Here is an 18,832-nt window from a genome sequence, read left to right as displayed (position 1 = left end):
GGCGTGCCTGCACGCCTGATGAATCTCTCTGGTCGCGGTGTGCCATTGCCTGGTTCATGCCGCGACCTGTAATAAGGTACGCATAATGAAAATGAAAAAGACGCTGACCGCACTCTGCCTGAGTGCAACATTACTGGCCGGACAGAGCCTGCCCGCCCTGGCGGACGTCAACCTGGTGCCGCAGGATCTCACCTCCGCCCCGGTTGTCCCTGCTGAAACCCTGCAACATCTGAGCTGGCAGCCGCTGGCCGCCTCACAGACCCAGACGACCAGACTCGCCAGCAGCGGGCAGACGCTCAACGCGCCGCACATTGCCGGACCGGTGGCGGCCTACAGCCTGCCAGCGAATATCGGCGAACTGACGCTGACGCTGAGCAGTGAAGTGGCCAACGGGCAGGTTTTTGCGCCTAACGTGCTGGTACTGGATGAAACTCTGCGGCCCGCCGCCTGGTTCCCCAGCCGCTACTTTACCTACCAGAAGCCAGGCGTGATGGCGGCAGACCGGCTGGAAGGGGTGATGAAACTGACCCCGGCGCTGGGCCAGCAAAAAATTTACCTGCTGGTGTTCACCACCGACAGCGATCTGACCCAGACCACCACCTTGCTCGATCCGGCTAAAGCCTACGCGCAGGGCACCGGCCATGCTGTGCCGGACATTCCCGACCCTATCGCCAGCCACAGCCGGGAGGGCACCCTCAAACTGAAAATGCAGACCAGTTCCGGCTCCTCCATTCTGGTCGGGCCGCTGTTTGGATCGTCCGGTCCCGGCCCGGTCACCGTCGGTAACACCGCGCCTGCGCCCGCTTATCGTTCGGCCCCTGCCGCCACGGCCGCGCCTTTGCCAGCGACGAAAACAGCGGCAGAACCGATCATGAGTGACACTGAGCGCTACTTTAATCAGCAGATCACCCAGGCGATTAACAGCGGCAATATCGACAAAGCGCTGAAGCTGCTGGATGAAGCTGAACGGCTGGGTTCTACCTCTGCCCGGCAAACCTTTATCCGTGGTGTTAAAGGCAAGGGGTGAAACTGCCCCGACACCAGGGATGTTGTCCCATCTGGTGCGCTCCGGCGCACCTTTTTTTGGTGTAAAAGTTTCCAGGTGAAGGGATCAGGCAGCGGACTTCATGATTGGCTGGCAAGCGTTGGTGCTCAGTCTGAAAGTGACTGTCTGAAGAAATCTGAAAGATCTGAGGCGGAGGTAGCGGCTTTAGCCTCTCTGAGAAGTTGTTCCCAGTCGTCAGGGGGATTGCCCGCTTTTAACATTTTAGCGAACACATTATAGGCGTCCGATTTAGATCCGTAAGCGCGAAGTGAATCAAAATCATTCACCCAGCCAATGACGATTATTTTATGCTCAGCACTGCAGCGATAAAACAGGCGAAATTGCTGCAAAAACTTTACGCGGAACCAGTGTCTGAACTCATCACCTAACGTATCACCCTGACGATACTGAGCGTTGAGAGGATTAGACGCGATGCATTCTTCAATCACGCGTTCAATCGCACGCAGAAGCTTAGCTTCCTTCCTGCGCATAAATTCATCAGGTTTTGCAGCCCTGAGCGCTGAGACCTTTTGAACAAGTTCTTGTATCTGATTCAAAAAACATGCGTGAAAGCAGATTTTCCAGCCATTTATTTCCAAATCTTCCATGTGTTACCGCCGTATTAATCAGGTTAATCATCGGTAAGCGGCGCGTCTAAATCGACCTCAACTCCAGCAGTCAATGTTTTAATACTTTCCCAGACGGCCACGGGTACGGCATGAATGTGCTGTGGGTTTTTCTTCATGTCATTCTCAAGGAAATTCAGAAAATTCGATACAACCGGATCCTCCTGTTCATCCTCCTGGCGGGACATAATGACTTTGCCGCCTGGAAGCAGGCTATATCGGATGTATTCACCGGGCTTGAGATGCAAAGCATCGCGTATTGCTGCCGGGATGGTGGTCTGGCTGCGTTCAGTGAGCCGGGACTCAGCGTACAGTGATACGTCCGCGTCTTGTGTTTGAATAGCCATTGTTTGACTCCTCTTCATTTCCATCTCTTTCATTACAGGGATAAGAATGACCGGATGGATAAGACACTATAATGCAATTGCATTTCGCAATGCAATTGCATTACCTGAGGTCTGCTTCAGAGCAGGGATTCAGATCCGCTTCCGTCGCGCCGTCAGATCCCGCAACAGTGCACGGGTTTCCGCATCACTGAACAGCGCCTCCAGCGTGACGCTCAGCTTGCGTCGCCAGTTCGGGTATTCATCGCTGGTGCCGGGGATATTGACCGGCGTAGCCATATCCAGCCAGTCCTCCGGTTGCAGACCCAGCAGGGCGCTGTGACTGTCCGCCAGATAACGCTGCATCGCCCGGTTCAGCGCCTTGCTCATCCCGGTACGTCCGGCAGACCGTCCGGCCCGTTTCGGCAGGGCGCCCACCTGATGCAGGCTGTTCAGCAGCGCCTGCTTTGCCCGCAGCCGATCCTGATACAGCCCGGCCAGCACCACCTTGTCCGGGTAGAGGCCCAGCCGGGCACCCGTGGTCAGGTCGTCGCTTTGCCACCAGCCGCGCAGCGTCGGGAGATCGTGGGTGGTCGCGACGGCCATCGCCTGCCGCGGCCAGGCGGCGGGTGGACGGAATCCCGACGGAGAGGTCTGTTCAAACCAGAGCACTTTATAGGAGTAAACACCGCCATCCCGCAGCTTATCGACAATCGCCTCCGGCACCGTACCGAGATCTTCCCCAATCACCATGCAGCGATGTCGCTGGCTCTCCAGCGCCAGAATTGCCAGCAGATCGTCGATGGGATAGTGAACATAGGCTCCGTGCATCGCCGGTTCCCCGGCCGGTATCCACCAGAGTCGCATCAGCGCCATCACATGATCGATGCGCAGTGCGCCACAGTGGCGCATATTCGCGCGCAGCAGGGCAATCCACGGCTCCCAGGCGCGCTGCTGCATCACCTGCGGGTCCATCGGCGGCAGTCCCCAGTCCTGACCGCGCGGACCAAGGATATCGGGCGGGGCTCCGATACTCGCCTCCATGCAGTAGAGGTCGCGATCGCTCCACGTCTCGGCCCCTCCTTTGGCCACCCCGACCGCCAGATCGCGATAAAGGCCGATTTGCATTGCCTGCTGCTGGCAGCCCTGCCAGCAGTCAGCAAACTGCTGCGCGGCCAGCCACTGCAGCCAGAGCCAGAAACGCACCTGATCGGCATGCTGCTGCAGAAAGGTTTTCACCGCCGGGCTGGCAGGGTCCTGCAACGCCTCCGGCCACACCGGCCAGCCCCAGCGCTGGCTATCCTGCGCAATCTGATCGGCGTGCAGGGCATCAAACAGCGCCTGATGCTGCAGACTGACGCCACCCTCTTTGATAAAGGCGTGGAATGCCTGCACCTCAGGATCGCTGGCCTCACGCCGGCTGAACTGCGGCCATGCCAGGCTCAGCGCCGTGATTTTCAGGCGGGTGACCGCCGCATAGTCGACCCACTCCGCGGCGCGCGCCTGCGTCAGCGCCTGCTGTGTCTCCGGCTGCTGCCACCAGGCCTGGGCGGCGCTGCTCTGCCGGAAGTCACTGACCGCATTCACATCGATATAGAGGACATTGAGCCAGCGCCGGGAGGAGGGGCTGTAAGGACTGGCACTCTCCGGGCTGGAGGGAAACAGCGCGTGAATGGGATTCAGCCCGATAAACGCGCCGCCGCGTGCCGCGACAGCGGGCAGCATCCGGCGCAGATCGCCAAAGTCGCCAATGCCCCAGTTCTCCGCCGAACGTAATGTATAGAGCTGCACACAGGCTCCCCACAGCGATTCCCCCGCCTGCAACGCTGGCGGCTCATAGCAGCGGGGCGGAGCAATGATGATCCGGCACGACCACTGTCGGGCGCCCTGCTGCAGCGTCAGCTGATGGTAGCCTTCCGGCAGCGGCGGCAGATGCAGCGGCTGAGCGGGATGACAGCGACCCGAAGTGACTTCTCCCGCCTCACGGGTGAGTTGCCACTGCGCATCCCCCGTCAGCTGAGGTGACAGGCTCAGCAGATCGCCGCTGCGAAAGATCACCACCGGCGGCAGCGGCGTGCTCTGCTGACGCGGTGGCTGCATTACCGCCAGCAGACGCTGGCGGGTCAGGGCCGGGATCGCCTGCGGCCTGCCGTGGGCGTTAATATATTCCGCAGCGATACCCGCCACGGAAAAATCATCCTTAACCGGATTCGTTTTCATGGCGTTCCTCAGCGTTTCGCTTGCCAGATGCGCTGCTGGTAATCGCGGATAGCGCGGTCGGCGCTGAACATTCCGCAGCGCGCGGTATTCAGGATAGTGGCACGGGTCCAGGCTTCCTGATCGCTCCAGAGCGCTTCCACCTGCGCCTGGGCCTCCAGATAGGGCTGGAAGTCGGCCAGCACCAGATAGGGGTCACTACCCTCCGGGCCAAGACTGTGCAGCATCGCGTCAAAGGCGTGACGATCGCCCTGGCTGAAGGTGCCATCCTCCAGCGCCTGCAGCACCTGGTTCAGCTGCGGATCTTTTTTACGCCACTGAGCGGGATCATATCCGCCAGCTTTTAAGGCCACGACCTGTTCAACGGTATGACCAAAGATAAAGATGTTGTCACTGCCAACCTGTTCAGCGATCTCAACGTTTGCGCCGTCGAGGGTGCCGATGGTCAGGGCACCGTTCAGCGCCAGTTTCATGTTACCGGTGCCGGAAGCCTCTTTGCCGGCGGTCGAGATCTGCTCGGAGAGATCGGCGGCCGGGATCAGCCGTTCCGCGACGGAGACGTTGTAGTCGGGGATAAAGACCACCTTCAGACGGTTACCGATGCGGGGATCGTGATTGACCACCTCAGCCACTTTATTGATGGCATAGATGATGTTCTTCGCCAGGGCGTAACCCGGCGCGGCTTTGGCGCCAAACAGCACCACGCGCGGCACACGATTCGCCTGCGGATCGATCACCAGCGTCTGCCACAGGGCGATGATATGCAGCAGGCTCAGATGCTGGCGTTTGTACTCATGCAGGCGCTTAATCTGCACGTCGAACAGCGCCGTGGGATCGATCGTAATGCCGGTGCGGTTTTTGACCCAGCCGACCAGCGCCTGTTTGTTCTGCTGCTTGATGGCGTGGTATTCGGCGCGGAACGCGGCGTCATCCGCAAAGGCTTCCAGCCCCTGCAGCGCATCCAGATCGTTCAGCCATGGCGTGTTGAGGGTTCGGGTGATCAGGGCACTTAGCGCCGGGTTGCACTGATTGATCCAGCGACGCGGGGTAATACCGTTGGTCACGTTGTGAAATTTCTCCGGCCAGAGCTGGTGATACTCCGGGAAGAGATCCTGCACCACCAGTTTCGAATGCAGCGCGGCCACCCCGTTTACCGCAAAACCACTGGTGACGCAGAGGTTCGCCATCCGCAGCTGATTATTGTGGACCAGCGCCAGCTTCGCCCATTTCGCCTCATCCTCCGGCCAGCGTGCTGAGACCACGGCTTTCAGCCGGGCGTTGAGCGTGTTAATGATCATCATATGGCGCGGCAGCAGGCTGCGTACCAGCCGGACATCCCAGCACTCCAGCGCTTCCGGCATCAGCGTGTGGTTGGTGTAGGCAAAGGTGTGGCGGGTAATCTGCCAGGCCTGATCCCAGCTCAGCTGGTGCTCATCCAGCAGCAGACGCATCAGCTCCGGGATCGCCAGCGTAGGGTGGGTATCATTCAGCTGAATGACTTCATGATCGGGCAGGGTTTCAATCGACCGTCCGGCCTGATGATGGCGGCGCAGAATGTCCGCCAGCGCACAGGCGCACTGAAAATATTGCTGCATCAGACGCAGTTTTTTACCGTTCTGATGGTTGTCATTGGGGTAGAGCACCTTCGTCAGTTTTTCAGCGTCGATGCCCTGCTGCTCTGCGCGCAGAAAGTCGCCGTCGTTGAAGCGATTGAGGTTAAACGGCTCAGCGTGTTTCGCCTGCCACAAACGCAGCGGCTGGGTAATGCCATTCCGGTAGCCAACGACCGGTAAATCCCAGGCCTCACCCACCAGTTCAAACGCCGGTTGCCACTGAGGCTGCCCCTCTGTGGTGACCACTTTGCCGCCGAGTCCGACCCGAACGTTAAGCGCCGCGTTATGATTGAACCAGGGGTAACGATCGCGCTGCCACTCATCCGGCGTTTCGTGCTGCGCCCCCTGTTCGAAGCGCTGGCGGAACAGGCCATATTGATAATTGAGGCCATAGCCGGTTGCAGGCTGGCCCACACTGGCCATAGAGTCGAGAAAGCAGGCGGCCAGCCGACCCAGTCCGCCGTTGCCCAGCGCCGGATCCGTCTCATTTTCCAGCACGTCAGTCAGCGAAATATGCCACGCAGAGAGCGCGTCATTGACCGCGTCATACCAGCCCAGATTCAGCAGGTTGTTACCGGTCAGACGGCCAATCAGAAACTCCATCGACAGATAGTTAACGTGGCGCTGTGTTGCGGGTGCCGGGGCGCCTGGCTGTGCGGCCAGCATATCCGCCAGCGCACCGCTGAGGGCCTGCCACCACTGTGATGGGGTCATCTCCTGCGGTTCGCGCAGGCCAAAACGCTGCCACTGACGGGTCAGGGCGGCGTTGAACTGAATCGGGTTAAATTCGGGCTGTGTCATGGTTGCTCTCCTGGAAAAACAGAAAAAGGGGTCAATATGGCGACAGTGTGCCCGCGCGAAAGCTGGCGCTCCTCCTCCTGAACAGAATTAGCGCAGGAGGATAGGGAGGGTGGAGAGGATGAGGCTAATCCGAAATCGGTTCAGGAGTGTGATAGCGCACACTTTTGTAAAGTTTAATTAATGGGTTTGCTTGCATTCATCTGACGAAATGCTGAACCTGTGTAAGGAATAATTACGAAGCGTAAAATAATGCTGCGCTCGACAAACGGAGATACGCGCGCCCATGTTAATACCCGCTAAACTCAGCCGCCCGGTGCGTCTTGATGGCACCGTCATCCGTGAGCGCCTGCTGCAAAAGCTCACCGCAGCCGGAAACTATCGTCTGGTGCTGGTCACCAGTCCGGCGGGCTACGGCAAAACCACGCTGGTGTCACAGTGGGCGGCGGGGAAAAGCGATCTGGGCTGGGTCTCTCTGGATGAGGGCGACAACCAGCCGGAGCGTTTTGCCGATTACCTGATTGCGGCCCTGCAGCAGGCCACCCACGGTGGCTGTCCGCGCAGCGAACAGCTGGCGCAGAAGCGGCAGTATGTCAATCTTAACGCCCTGTTTTCACAGCTTTTTATCGAGCTGGTGGAGTGGCAGCAGCCGCTGTGGCTGATCGTCGATGATTACCACCTCATCACCAATCCGGTGATCCACGATGCAATGCGCTTTTTCCTGCGTCACCAGCCTGAAAATCTGACGCTGATCCTGATGTCGCGCAATCTGCCCCAGCTGGGTATTGCCAACCTCCGGGTGCGCGAGCAACTGATTGAACTTGGCAGTCAGCAGCTGGCGTTTACCCATCAGGAGGCGCGGCAATTCTTCGACTGTCGTCTGGCGGCCCCGCTGGAGAGCGAAGAGAGCAGCCGGTTATGTGACGATGTGGCGGGCTGGGCGACCGCGCTGCAGCTGATTGTGCTGTCGGCGCGGCAGGGAGCCAGTTCGGCTCAGCATTCGGCCCGGCGTCTCTCCGGCATCAATGCCAGCCACCTCTCTGACTATCTGGTGGAGGAGGTCCTGGATCATGTCGATCTCCCCACCCGCCATTTCCTGCTGAAAACCGCGCTGCTGCGCTCCATGAATGATGAACTCATCGCCCGGGTTACCTGCGAAGAGAACGGCCAGATGCGGCTTGAAGAGATCGAGCGTCAGGGGCTGTTCCTGCAGCGCATGGATGACTCCGGCTGCTGGTTCAGTTACCACCCGCTGTTCGGTAATTTCCTGCGGCAGCGCTGTCAGTGGGAACTGGCGGCGGAGCTGCCCGCGCTGCACCGGGCGGCGGCTGAGAGCTGGATGGCGCAGGGTTTCCCTGGCGAGGCGATTCATCATGCGCTGGCGTCCGGCGACGCCAGCATGCTGCGCGACGTGCTGCTGGAGCACGCCTGGACACTGTTCAACCAGAGTGAGCTGCCGCTGCTGGAGAACTCCCTCAGGGCGCTGCCGTGGGAGATGATGCTGGACAACCCGATGCTGGTGCTGCTGCAGGCCTGGCTGATGCAGACTCAGCACCGCTTTTCCGAGGTGGACAGCCTGCTGGCACGCTTTGAACAGGCCAGCCGCTGCGAGATTGACGCGGCGCTGCGCGGCGAATTTAATGCATTACGCGCTCAGGTAGCGATTAACGACGGCAACATCGACGAAGCGGAGCGACTGGCAAAAGTGGCGCTCGACACGCTGCCCGGCAATCGTCACTACAGCCGTATTGTGGCGATGTCGGTGCATGGCGAAGTGATGCATTGCAAAGGCGAGCTTGAGGATTCCCTCAAGCTGATGCGTCAGACCGAGCAGCTGGCGCGCCGCGATGAGGTGTGGCACTACGCCCTCTGGAGCCTGATTCAGCAGAGCGAAATTCTGTTTGCGCAGGGCTTTTTGCAGGCAGCCTACGAAATCCAGAGTCGCGCCTTTGTGCTGGTGGAAGAGCAGCATCTGGCGCAGTTCCCGCTGCATGAGTTTTTGCTGCGCATTCGCGCTCAGTTGCTGTGGGCCTGGGGACGGCTGGAAGAGGCGGAACAGGCCGCCCGCGACGGCATCAGCGTACTGAACGGTTTTCAGCCGCAGCAGCAGATCCAGTGTCTGGGCCTGCTGGTGCAGTGCTCGCTGGCGCGGGGCAATCTGGATAATGCCCGCAGCTACCTGAACCGGCTGGAAAACCTGCTGAACAACGGCAACTGGCACAGCGACTGGATTGCCAATGCCGATAAGGTCCGGGTGATCTACTGGCAGATGACCGGCGACAGTCAGAACGCACGCGACTGGATGCGTCAGACGCCAAAACCTGCCTTTGCCAACAACCATTTTCTGCAGGGGCAGTGGCGCAACATTGCCCGTGCGCAGATCCTGCTGGGCGATGTCAGCCAGGCGGAAGTGGTGCTGGAAGAGCTGAACGAGAATGCCCGCGCCCTGCGCCTGATGAGCGATCTGAACCGCAACCTGCTGCTGCTGAATCAGATCTACTGGCAGACTGAACGCAAAGCGGAGGCGCAGCGTGTGCTGATTGAGGCGCTGAAACTGGCGCGCAGTACCGGTTTTATCAGTCACTTTGTGATTGAAGGCGAGATGATGGCGCAACAGCTGCGGCAGTTGATTCAGCTGAATACCCTGAATGAGCTGGACAGCCATCGCGCCCGCCGCATCCTGCTGGAGATCAATAAATATCACCGTCACAAGTTTGCCCATTTCGATGAGGGGTTTGTCAGCCGGTTGCTCAACCATCCTGACGTGCCGGAGCTGATCCGCACCAGCCCGCTGACACAGCGTGAATGGCAGGTGCTGGGGCTTATCTATTCGGGCTACAGCAACGATCAGATTGCCGGGGAGCTGGCTGTGGCCTCCACCACCATCAAGACCCATATCCGCAATCTCTATCAGAAGCTGGGCGTTTCTCACCGCAGTGAAGCGATGAACCAGGTGCAGTCGCTGCTGAAAATGATGGGCTATGTCTGACGTCTGACGCGATGTCCGTCTCCCGGTCAGCATCGCGTCACAATCCCGGTGACAGAAAGACAATATAGTTTTCCACCACCCTGTTTAATTATTCATCCGGTACAATTCTTATTAACGCTGTGTTAATATTCCGGCGCTTATTCAGGTGTCCTGCCGAGCGATCTATTTCCGGGAACGCAGTATGACCGTAAAATATCCTTTTTATCTGAATGCCTGTTTGCTGCATTCCCTGCTCCCTGTCTGCAGAAGCGTCCTGACACTCATTATTCTGCTGCTGCTCATTCCTCATCTGGCTTATGGCGAAATACGGGATGGCAAAGCCAATCGTATCGTCAGCGGAATTATCAGCTTCAGCCACTGGCCCGGCCTGAACAGTCCGCCCCAGTTATGTGTCTTTTCATCGGCACGGCATCTCTCCCTGCCGGAAAATATCACTTCGCCTGCTGCAACCTTTACCGTTGTCTATATAGCGACTGTCAGCCAGCTTGCGACGCGCCGGTGCGATGCACTCTATTTTGGCGCGGAAACCTCGCAGCAGCAGGCAAAAACTATTCAGCAGCTACAGGGCAGAGCGGTGCTTACCCTTGCAGAGAGCAGCCCGGAGTGCACCGTGGGGGCCGCTTTTTGCCTGATATTTCAACCGGACCGAACGCTTTTTTCCGTTAACCTTGATTCGCTTGCCAGAAGTGGCGTCAGGGTGAGTCCGGATGTGCTTTTGCTCTCCCGCCAGAGAGTCGAATAATATGAAATTCGATAAAGTAAGAAACGACAAATCATCAATACGTAATAAGCTGCAGAAAATAAGCACCATCAATGCGGCGGTAATATTACTGTTGTGCTGGCTGCTGCTCTCCTCGACCTCGCTGCTCTTCATTAAAAATTATGAGAAATGTAATCTCGAACTGATCGGCTCCACGCTCAGCACGACGCTGACCGCCGCGACCGTTTTTGCCGACAGTTATGATGCGCGTAATAAAATTGAACAGCTCGGTGAGCAGGGCCTTTATGCCTCTGCAAAGCTCGTCACCCGGGATAATATTGAACTGGTCCGCTGGCATGCGCAGCAGGAACCGACGGGCTGGTATTCACGCTGGTTACGCGAGTGGATGTATAGCAAACCGCTTAATGTCGCCATCAATCACGCTGACGTCACGGTCGGCACACTGACGCTGGAAGGGACCGTGACCGGCGCGATGCGATTTATTCGCTACTCCTTCCTGATCCTGACCAGCGGAATGCTGTGTGTGCTGATTGTCTCGCTGATGCTGAGCGCCTTCCTGCATCGGGGTATCGTCGCGACGCTGCGCAACATTACCAGTTCCATTCACTATGTGATTCATTCGGGCGATTTTTCCCTGCGCATACCCGGCAGCCCGACGAGTGAGTTTCAGCTGTTCTCCGATGATCTCAATTCGCTGCTGAAGGAGATGCAGTCGCTGAAGGCTTCGCTGATCCGTGACAATCGCTCGCTGGCGGCCAAAGCGCTGGAAGATCCGCTGACCGGGCTGGCCAATCGCAGCGCCTTTACGGCGCATCTCGCCCGGCTTCTGGATCGACAGCAGGAGAAGGGGCGCTTTGCTCTGCTGTTTCTGGATGGCGACCGTTTCAAGAGCATCAACGACAGCTGGGGGCATGCCGCAGGCGATGACGTTTTAAAAGCGATAGGCTCACGCCTCCTGTCTCTGGCGGCCGATCAGGATCTGGTTGCCCGCCTGGGGGGAGATGAGTTTGCCATGCTGGTGAGCAGTCGCGTCAGTGAGGAGGAGCTTCAGCGTCTGGTGCAGTGCATTCATGAGGTTATCACGCAGGCGATCACGCTTGCCGGGGATACGCAGATAACGACCTCGGTGACCGTTGGCTATGCCTGGTCACAGCAGGGTGACACGGTCGCGGCCATTCTCGAACGTGCCGATATGAACATGTACAGGAATAAACGAGCAGGTAAGGCGAAAAGATGAGAATGAAATTTTCCCTGGTATTACTTGTGATGGCGCTGGCGGGCTGTCAGTCGACGGCGCGCTTCAGTGAGGCGCAGATCGCTGCGATGAAAAGCGCCGGCTTTACGCAGAACATGGAGGGCTGGGGATTGGGCCTGTCCGATAAAATCCTGTTTGGTATCAACGAATCCGAACTGACCCCTGCCAGCAAAACGACCATTCAGACGATGGCGAGAAACCTGGCCTCGACCGGTATTAAGCATGTGCGCGTTGACGGGCACACCGACAACTATGGCAAACCGGATTACAACCAGCAGCTGTCACTGAAAAGGGCAAACGCGGTCGCGGCACAGTGGGCGCAGGGCGCCGCGATCCCCCCTGAGAATATCATCACACGCGGGTTAGGCATGAGCGCCCCGGTGGCCAGCAACAGCACTCCTCAGGGGCGGGCGCAGAACCGCCGTGTGGCCATCGTGATCACGGCGCCGTAATCCTTCTGGCAGGCCGGGCCCAGGGTTCCGGCCTCGCTATGACACGACGCTGGCAGCGTGGCGCGCCTGCCGCACGAAGAGAGATTAGCGGATGGTCAGTTCATTCAGCGCCGACAGCAGCGCGTCCACTTTGGGCAGGAACTGTTTGCGCCGTGGCCATACCACGCTCAGCGTCAGCCCGTCAGGCTGCAGTTCCGGCAGAATAATGTCGAGTTCACCCGCGTCCACGGCGCGCTGGATCAGCCAGGATGGCATCTGTGCCACACCCAGCCCGGCGATAACCGCCTGTAACTGCGCATCAACGTCCCCGACAGCCAGCCGCCAGGGCACCTCCCGCCAGTGCGCCTGCCCATCCTGGGTGGTAAACAGCCAGGGTTTGGTGCTGCCATCTACCCGCTCATAAAGGATGGCGGGGTGATTCAGCAGCGCCGCCTCATCTTCCGGGCGTCCCTCACGTGCCAGATAAGCGGGTGACGCACAGAACTGCATCTTCTCGCGACCCATATTGCGCCAGCCCAGTGAGGCAGGCAGGTCAGGCGCCCCGCCAATCCGTACCGCGACATCCACCCCCTCTTCAAACAGGTCAACAAAGCGATCGGACAGACTCAGGCTCAGCGCCAGTTCGGGGTGCTGCTGACAAAAGGGCATCAGCAACGGCATGACGTTAAGGCGGCCATAGGTGGTGGGCACAGCCAGCCGCAGGCGGCCGGAAGGAATGGTGCGCTGCGCCGCCAGCACCGCTTCTGCTTCGGCCAGATCCTCCAGCACCCGCAGGCAGGTCTGGTAATAGGCGCTGCCCGCGTCGGTCAGCTGCAGACTGCGCGTCGTGCGTTCCAGCAGGCGCGAGCCTAAGCGTGTTTCCAGCCTGCTGAGGCTTTTACTGACCGCCGAGCCGGTGACATGCAAACGTTCGGCCGCCGCGGTGAAACTGCCGCACTCGACGCTGGCAACAAACGGCAGGATGTCTTTCAGGCGATGATCGTGCATCGATTCGTGAACTCAGGTTGAGAATGATGTGAATAAATGACAGAGATAAGAACTGAATTCTCTATTAGGCTTAGCATTACGCAAATTGAGGAGAAATCAAATGAAAAAGCACGCTTTGATTGTGGGCATCAGCGGCGTAATCGGTCGCGCACTGGCAGACAAATTACAGCAGGAAGGCTGGCAGGTCAGCGGCCTGTCACGCGGCCGTGGTGCCGTGCCAGCGGGCGCGACCAGCCTGACCGCCGATCTGACCGACGCCGATGCGGTGCGTGACGCGCTGAAATCGGTCAAACCGGATGCGCTCTTTTTCAGCGTCTGGGCGCGTCAGGAGAATGAAAAAGAGAATATCCGCGTCAACGGCGGCATGGTGCGCAACGTGATTGAAGCACTGAGCGACCGCCTGCAGGGTTCTCACGTGGCGCTGGTCACCGGACTGAAGCACTATCTGGGCCCGTTTGAAGCCTACGGTAAAGGTGCGGTGCCGGTTACGCCATTCCGCGAAGAGCAGGGCCGTCAGCCGGTTGATAACTTCTACTACGCGCAGGAAGATGAACTGTTCGCGGGCGCTGAAAAGTATGACTATCGCTGGAGCGTGCATCGTCCGCACACCATCATCGGCTATGCGGTAGGCAATGCGATGAACATGGGGCAGACGCTGGCCGTTTACGCCACTCTGTGTAAAGAGAAGGGCTGGCCGTTTATCTTCCCGGGTTCGCCTGAGCAGTGGAACGGTGTGGCGGATATGACCGATGCGGGTCTGCTGGCTGAGCAGCTGCTCTGGGCCGCCACCTCGCCTAATGCCGCTAACCAGGACTTTAACGCCGTAAACGGCGATGTCTTCCGCTGGAACTGGATGTGGCCGAAACTGGCAGAATACTTTGGTATTGAGGCCGCGGACTATCCGGCGCAGATGATGCCGCTGGAAGGGCGGATGGATGAGGCCGCCAGCGCATGGCAGGCGATTGCAGAGAAGCATCAGCTGCGTGAGGCGGATATCAATAAACTCGCCTCCTGGTGGCATACCGATGCCGATCTGGGACGTCCGATGGAAGCCTTTACCGACATGAGTAAGAGCCGCAAAGCGGGCTTTACCGGCTACCGTAGCACGCTGGACTCCTTTACCCAGCTGTTCGATAAGCTGAAAGCGGAAAAAGTGATCCCTGAGTAAAAAACCGCAGGCGCCCTATCCGGCGCCTGTTTTGTTTCCGGCATATTTGATCATTCAGTGGAGGTTCAGAACCCATGGCGAGATGTTTCATTATCGGGGCTGCGGGCAAGGTGGGTCAGCAGCTGACCCGTCAGCTGAGCAGCAAAGGGCACAGGGTAACGGCACTGCACCGCAAACCGGAGCAGGCTGAGACGTTGCAGGCAACAGGCGCAACGGCTGTGTCAGGCGACCTTCAGCAGCTGAGCGTCCCGGAGCTGGCACAGCTGATGGCTGAGCATGATGTCGTGGTGTTTACGGCGGGGGCCGGTGGTGCCGGAATCGCGCTGACCAATGCCATTGATGGTGAGGGGCTGACACTGGCCGTGGCGGCGGCAGAGCAGGCAGATGTTCCACGCTTTATGCTGGTTTCGGCTTTTCCCGATGCAGGTCGCGGCAAAACCCCTTCAGAGGGTTTTGAGAACTACATGCGGGTCAAACGACAGGCTGATGCTGAGCTGGTGGCGAGCCGCCTGGAGTGGGTGATCCTGCGCCCTGGCACGCTGACTGACGAAGCGGGCAGCGGACGGATTCATGCCGACCTGGCGATCCCCTATGGCGTGGTGCCGCGGGCAGATGTGGCGGCAACCCTGGTCGGACTGATCGAACAGCCAGCCATTAAATATCAGATCATCGAACTGACTCAGGGCGACAGCCCGATCGATGAGGCGTTGCAGCGGTTGCAGCGTGGCTAAAAAGAATTCGATAGCCTTTTTTGCAGACCGACGCTGAAGACAAAGCAGGGTGAATCTGACAGCAGTAAATTCGCTCAGGGCGCGGGGAACGGGGTCAGAGGAGGAAAGCGGCCCGCGCCAGGACGGCGCGGGCCGAGCGTGTCATGGATGACGGCTTTTGCGTCTTTCCGATCTGACCCCGTTCCCTGCGCAGGCTCGCTACCACAGCCAGCTTTTCCTTTGAGATCTTCAAAAAAAAGCCCCCGAAACCGGGGGCTTTTTCATAACTTAACGCATCTCTTACTTCACACATTTCGCGCAGTGCGCGCGCTCAATATGCTGGAAGAAGTCGTTACCTTTATCATCGACCAGGATAAAGGCCGGGAAGTTCTCGACCTCAATCTTCCAGATCGCTTCCATCCCCAGCTCCGGATACTCCACGCACTCCAGACTCTTAATACTCTGCTGCGCCAGCACCGCTGCCGGGCCGCCGATGCTGCCGAGATAGAAACCGCCATGCTTGTGACAGGCATCCGTCACCTGCTGGCTGCGGTTGCCTTTTGCCAGCATGATCTTACTGCCGCCGTGTGCCTGCAGCAGATCCACGTAGGAGTCCATGCGTCCGGCGGTGGTCGGGCCGAGTGAACCGGAGGCGTAACCTTCAGGCGTTTTGGCCGGGCCAGCGTAATAGACCGGGTGATCCTTAATGTACTGCGGCAACCCTTCACCGTTATCGATACGCTCTTTGAGCTTCGCGTGCGCAATATCACGCGCCACAATAATGGTGCCGGTCAGAGACAGACGGGTAGAGACCGGGTAGGCGGAGAGCTGCGCCAGAATCTGCTCCATCGGACGGTTCAGATCAACCTGTAAGACTTCACCTTCGCCCTGCTGACGCAGCGCTTCCGGGATCAGTCGGCCCGGGTTAGCTTCCAGTTTCTCAATCCAGATGCCTTCGCGGTTGATCTTCGCCTTGATGTTACGGTCAGCGGAGCAGGAGACGCCCATGCCGACGGGGCAGGAGGCACCGTGGCGCGGCAGGCGAATCACGCGAATGTCGTGCGCGAAATATTTGCCGCCAAACTGTGCGCCCAGACCCAGCTTCTGCGCGGCTTCCAGCAGTTCCTGCTCCAGCTGCACATCACGGAATGCCTGACCATGTTCGTTGCCTTCGGTCGGCAGACCATCGTAGTAGTGGGTCGAGGCGAGCTTAACCGTCTTCAGCGTGCTTTCCGCTGAGGTGCCTCCGATAACAAATGCGATATGGTACGGCGGACATGCAGCCGTGCCCAGGGTGCGCATCTTATCCACCAGGTAATTTTTCAGCTTGCCGGGACTCAGCAGCGCTTTGGTCTCCTGATAGAGATAGGTTTTGTTGGCAGAACCGCCCCCTTTGGCAATACAGAGGAATTTGTACTCGTCGCCATCCACGCTGTAGAGGTCAATCTGCGCAGGCAGGTTGGTGCCGGTGTTCACCTCTTTGTACATATCCAGTGCGGCGTTCTGGGAGTAGCGCAGGTTATCTTCGATGTAGGTGTTATAGATACCCTGCGACAGCGCGGCCTCATCCCCGCCGCCGGTCCAGACGCGCTGACCCTTTTTACCCATGATGATAGCGGTGCCGGTATCCTGACAGGTTGGCAGCACGCCTTTGGCGGCAATCTCAGAGTTGCGTAAAAACTGCAGGGCGACATATCTGTCGTTGTCGCTGGCTTCCGGGTCAGCAAGGATTGAGGCAACCTGCTGCTGGTGAGCCGGACGCAGCATAAAAGAGGCGTCGTGGAAGGCCTGCTGAGCCAGCAGCGTCAGCGCCTGCGGGTCAACTTTCAGGATCTCCTGACCTTCAAATTCGGCGACTGAGACATGCTCACGGCTCAGCAGATAGTATTCGGTTTCTTCGTGGGACAGCGGAAAAGGGTTCTGATAGACAAAAGGTTTGTTCGACATTTTTTCTCACTTAATGACCGGCTGAACCACCGCGAGCAGGCTGCGGGGCGCAACATCATAGGCGAATTAATCGTTTATTATCCTTCCCCGCCGCGGGTGCCGCGGGGAAGTGCAGGAATGGTATCTTATAACGCGTTGATCTGCATGTTGTATCCGTCAGAACATCCACACCATCCACGGATAAGCAATCACCATCATGGAGACCAGGAAGATAGCGCCGAAGATGGTACCCAGACGCCAGTAGTCTTTAGTCGGCAGATAACCGCTGCCGTAGTAAATCGGACTTGGGCCGGTGCCGTAAGGGGTGATGATGCCCATCACACCCAGAGAGGTACAGAGCATCAGGCAGAAGACCGGCATATTGATGCCAGGAATCGAGGCGGCAATGGTCAGCATGGCCGGTAACAGCGCAGTGGTGTGCGCGGTGGTACTGGCAAACAGGTAGTGCAGCAGGAAGAAGGCGATTAACAGGACGACGGCTGAAATCTGCGGGTCATAGCCCTGCAGCAGCATGCCACCTTCTTTACCTAACCAGGTGATGAAACCGACGCGAGCCAGACCGTCCGCCAGCGCCACCAGGGTAGCGAACCAGGCAAAGGTGTTCCAGGCGGGTTTATTGCTGGTGATGTCGTTCCAGCTGAGCACCCCTGTCCACAACATCAGGACCACGACCAGCAGTGCCGCCAGGGCGGGCTCAATCCACGAGGTCGCGAAGATCCACATCAGCAGGGCGCAGACCACGAACACCAGCAGCAGGATCTCATTGCGGGTCAGTCTGCCCAGTTTCTCCAGTTCAGCCATCGCCCATTTTGGCACTTCATCGTTGATTTTGACTTCAGGCGGATAGAACCAGTAAGCCAGCAGCGGCATGGTCAGAATCAGCAGCAGACCCAGCGGCAGGAAGGCCAGGAACCACATGCCCCAGGAGATATCAAAACCGATGATGCTTTTCACCAGCGCCAGGGCCAGCAGGTTGGGTGCCAGTGCAGAGAGGAACATAGAGCTGGTGATACAGGCGGCGGTAATGGCGACCCACATCAGATAGGAACCAATTTTGCGGGCGCTTGGGTCATTCGGTTTAGAGCCGTAGAGCGGAGGCAGGTTGGCGATAATCGGATAGATGGTGCCGCCACTGCGCGCGGTGTTTGACGGGGTAAAGGGTGCCAGCAACAGGTCAGCAAAGGTGATGGCATAACCCAGCGTCAGGCTGCGGCGACCCAGATATTTCACCAGGATCAGCGCCAGGCGACGACCAAACTGCGTTTTGTCATACCCTGCGGCGAACATAAAGGCACCGAAGATCAGCCAGACCGTGGAGTTACCGAAACCGCTGACCGCCCACTTAAAGGATTCACTGGCGACTTTGAATTTCGGATTAGCCAGCTCTGCCGGGCTGAAAAGCAGGAACTGACTGAACAGCGCGATGACGACAACGCCCGTCAGGCCGATCACGGCACCGGGCAGGGGTTCAAAGATCAGGCCGACGATGACGCCGACGAAGATGGCGAAGAAGTGCCAGGCGTAGGGTTCAAGGCCCGCAGGTGTCGGCACCAGTAACAGCAGCACGGCCACCAGCACCGGCAGAGCCAGCATGATCGCTTTCTTTTTCCCCGCACCCGCAGGTGCGGCTTTTGGGGGTTCAGTTACAGCTGAGAGTGTTTTCATAGTGTTTTATCTGCAAGTTAAGAAGAATACGATTTGCGCCCCGGACCTTCACTGATGAATTTCGTTCTTATTCTTGACAGTGTGAATAAACCGCGATGCACTGATTTTTTTAATCCGCTGCCTGAGGATTGAGCAGCATTTTTAAAAGCCTGTAAATATGATGCGATTTCTGCAAATATAAATTTTGATCCAGATCAAAGAAATTAATTCATTATTCGCGATTTTTTAACATTTATTTTCTATTTATATTTCTGCCACCGGCATTCTGACACTTTTGTGAAGCGGGTCAACAATTGAGCAGGGCGGAAAAGCAGGA

14 protein-coding genes are annotated in these 18,832 nt (G+C 58.2%); 7 read left to right on the top strand and 7 right to left on the bottom strand.

Annotation, left to right across the window (positions count from 1 at the left end; all coding sequences use genetic code 11):
• The first annotated feature begins 85 nt into the window (after positions 1-85).
• Positions 86-1,027 (top strand): maltose operon protein MalM, encoded by a 942-nt coding sequence (malM, locus tag AC6I7A_RS20915; RefSeq protein WP_058957803.1) that lies wholly within the window; start codon positions 86-88, stop codon positions 1,025-1,027.
• 125 nt (positions 1,028-1,152) lie between these two features.
• On the opposite strand, the gene AC6I7A_RS20910 is transcribed toward malM, so the two are convergent.
• The 4 genes from AC6I7A_RS20910 to malP form a co-directional block, all read right to left on the bottom strand.
• Positions 1,153-1,653: a type II toxin-antitoxin system YhaV family toxin gene (locus AC6I7A_RS20910; protein WP_058957804.1), complete on the bottom strand. Its 501-nt coding sequence runs from the start codon at positions 1,651-1,653 to the stop codon at positions 1,153-1,155.
• Positions 1,654-1,676: 23 nt separating this feature from the next.
• Positions 1,677-2,018: a type II toxin-antitoxin system PrlF family antitoxin gene (locus tag AC6I7A_RS20905; RefSeq protein ID WP_058957805.1), complete on the bottom strand. Its 342-nt coding sequence runs from the start codon at positions 2,016-2,018 to the stop codon at positions 1,677-1,679.
• A 129-nt stretch (positions 2,019-2,147) separates the two neighbouring features.
• Entirely contained in the window at positions 2,148-4,214 is a 2,067-nt protein-coding gene (gene malQ / locus AC6I7A_RS20900; RefSeq protein ID WP_058957806.1) for a 4-alpha-glucanotransferase, read from the bottom strand.
• 8 nt (positions 4,215-4,222) lie between these two features.
• Complete coding sequence (gene malP, locus AC6I7A_RS20895; protein ID WP_058957807.1) at positions 4,223-6,625, bottom strand: maltodextrin phosphorylase; 2,403 nt, start codon at positions 6,623-6,625, stop codon at positions 4,223-4,225.
• A 283-nt stretch (positions 6,626-6,908) separates the two neighbouring features.
• Between malP and malT the strand changes: the two genes are divergently transcribed.
• From malT to yfiB, 4 genes are all read left to right on the top strand, one after another.
• The gene (malT, locus tag AC6I7A_RS20890; protein ID WP_058957808.1) at positions 6,909-9,611 is read left to right on the top strand and encodes an HTH-type transcriptional regulator MalT; all 2,703 of its coding nucleotides are present in this window, start codon (positions 6,909-6,911) and stop codon (positions 9,609-9,611) included.
• A gap of 181 nt (positions 9,612-9,792) precedes the next feature.
• Positions 9,793-10,353: a regulatory sequestration protein YfiR gene (yfiR, locus tag AC6I7A_RS20885; protein ID WP_058957809.1), complete on the top strand. Its 561-nt coding sequence runs from the start codon at positions 9,793-9,795 to the stop codon at positions 10,351-10,353.
• A 1-nt stretch (position 10,354) separates the two neighbouring features.
• A complete protein-coding gene (dgcN, locus tag AC6I7A_RS20880; protein ID WP_058957810.1) occupies positions 10,355-11,569 on the top strand; it encodes a diguanylate cyclase DgcN/YfiN in 1,215 nt (404 codons plus the stop codon).
• Entirely contained in the window at positions 11,566-12,039 is a 474-nt protein-coding gene (yfiB, locus tag AC6I7A_RS20875) for an outer membrane lipoprotein YfiB (protein ID WP_082668203.1), read from the top strand. Before dgcN ends, yfiB begins: the two co-directional genes overlap by 4 nt.
• Positions 12,040-12,123: 84 nt before the next feature.
• On the opposite strand, the gene AC6I7A_RS20870 is transcribed toward yfiB, so the two are convergent.
• Positions 12,124-13,026, bottom strand: coding sequence for a LysR family transcriptional regulator (locus AC6I7A_RS20870; protein ID WP_009093037.1), 903 nt, complete (start codon positions 13,024-13,026; stop codon positions 12,124-12,126).
• Positions 13,027-13,126: 100 nt separating this feature from the next.
• Here AC6I7A_RS20870 and AC6I7A_RS20865 point away from each other — a divergent pair, with 100 nt between their 5' ends.
• Together AC6I7A_RS20865 and AC6I7A_RS20860 are read left to right on the top strand one after the other, a co-directional pair.
• Positions 13,127-14,194, top strand: a complete 1,068-nt coding sequence (locus tag AC6I7A_RS20865; protein WP_058957812.1) for an SDR family oxidoreductase — start codon at positions 13,127-13,129, stop codon at positions 14,192-14,194.
• 74 nt (positions 14,195-14,268) lie between these two features.
• On the top strand, positions 14,269-14,925 hold the full coding sequence (locus AC6I7A_RS20860; RefSeq protein ID WP_058957813.1) for an SDR family oxidoreductase: 657 nt from the start codon (positions 14,269-14,271) through the stop codon (positions 14,923-14,925).
• Between the two features lie 279 nt (positions 14,926-15,204).
• Here the strand turns inward: AC6I7A_RS20860 and fumA are convergent, their stop codons facing one another.
• Positions 15,205-16,851 carry a class I fumarate hydratase FumA gene (gene fumA / locus AC6I7A_RS20855; RefSeq protein WP_009093034.1) on the bottom strand — a complete coding sequence of 549 codons (1,647 nt, stop codon included), beginning with the start codon at positions 16,849-16,851 and terminating at the stop codon, positions 15,205-15,207.
• Between the two features lie 156 nt (positions 16,852-17,007).
• Positions 17,008-18,516 (bottom strand): DASS family sodium-coupled anion symporter, encoded by a 1,509-nt coding sequence (locus AC6I7A_RS20850; protein ID WP_033736769.1) that lies wholly within the window; start codon positions 18,514-18,516, stop codon positions 17,008-17,010.
• Positions 18,517-18,832: the final 316 nt, after the last annotated feature.

It is taken from the genome of Type-F symbiont of Plautia stali, assembly GCF_059731105.1.
The sequence above is the reverse complement of the archived record's forward strand: the minus strand, read 5'-3'. Positions and strand labels throughout refer to the sequence as shown.

Coding starts and splice junctions, on each gene's coding strand:
- malM (WP_058957803.1), top strand. CDS start 86: ATGAAAATGAAAAAGACGCTGACCGCACTCTGCCTGAGTGCAACATTA.
- AC6I7A_RS20910 (WP_058957804.1), bottom strand. CDS start 1,653: ATGGAAGATTTGGAAATAAATGGCTGGAAAATCTGCTTTCACGCATGT.
- AC6I7A_RS20905 (WP_058957805.1), bottom strand. CDS start 2,018: ATGGCTATTCAAACACAAGACGCGGACGTATCACTGTACGCTGAGTCC.
- malQ (WP_058957806.1), bottom strand. CDS start 4,214: ATGAAAACGAATCCGGTTAAGGATGATTTTTCCGTGGCGGGTATCGCT.
- malP (WP_058957807.1), bottom strand. CDS start 6,625: ATGACACAGCCCGAATTTAACCCGATTCAGTTCAACGCCGCCCTGACC.
- malT (WP_058957808.1), top strand. CDS start 6,909: ATGTTAATACCCGCTAAACTCAGCCGCCCGGTGCGTCTTGATGGCACC.
- yfiR (WP_058957809.1), top strand. CDS start 9,793: ATGACCGTAAAATATCCTTTTTATCTGAATGCCTGTTTGCTGCATTCC.
- dgcN (WP_058957810.1), top strand. CDS start 10,355: ATGAAATTCGATAAAGTAAGAAACGACAAATCATCAATACGTAATAAG.
- yfiB (WP_082668203.1), top strand. CDS start 11,566: ATGAGAATGAAATTTTCCCTGGTATTACTTGTGATGGCGCTGGCGGGC.
- AC6I7A_RS20870 (WP_009093037.1), bottom strand. CDS start 13,026: ATGCACGATCATCGCCTGAAAGACATCCTGCCGTTTGTTGCCAGCGTC.
- AC6I7A_RS20865 (WP_058957812.1), top strand. CDS start 13,127: ATGAAAAAGCACGCTTTGATTGTGGGCATCAGCGGCGTAATCGGTCGC.
- AC6I7A_RS20860 (WP_058957813.1), top strand. CDS start 14,269: ATGGCGAGATGTTTCATTATCGGGGCTGCGGGCAAGGTGGGTCAGCAG.
- fumA (WP_009093034.1), bottom strand. CDS start 16,851: ATGTCGAACAAACCTTTTGTCTATCAGAACCCTTTTCCGCTGTCCCAC.
- AC6I7A_RS20850 (WP_033736769.1), bottom strand. CDS start 18,516: ATGAAAACACTCTCAGCTGTAACTGAACCCCCAAAAGCCGCACCTGCG.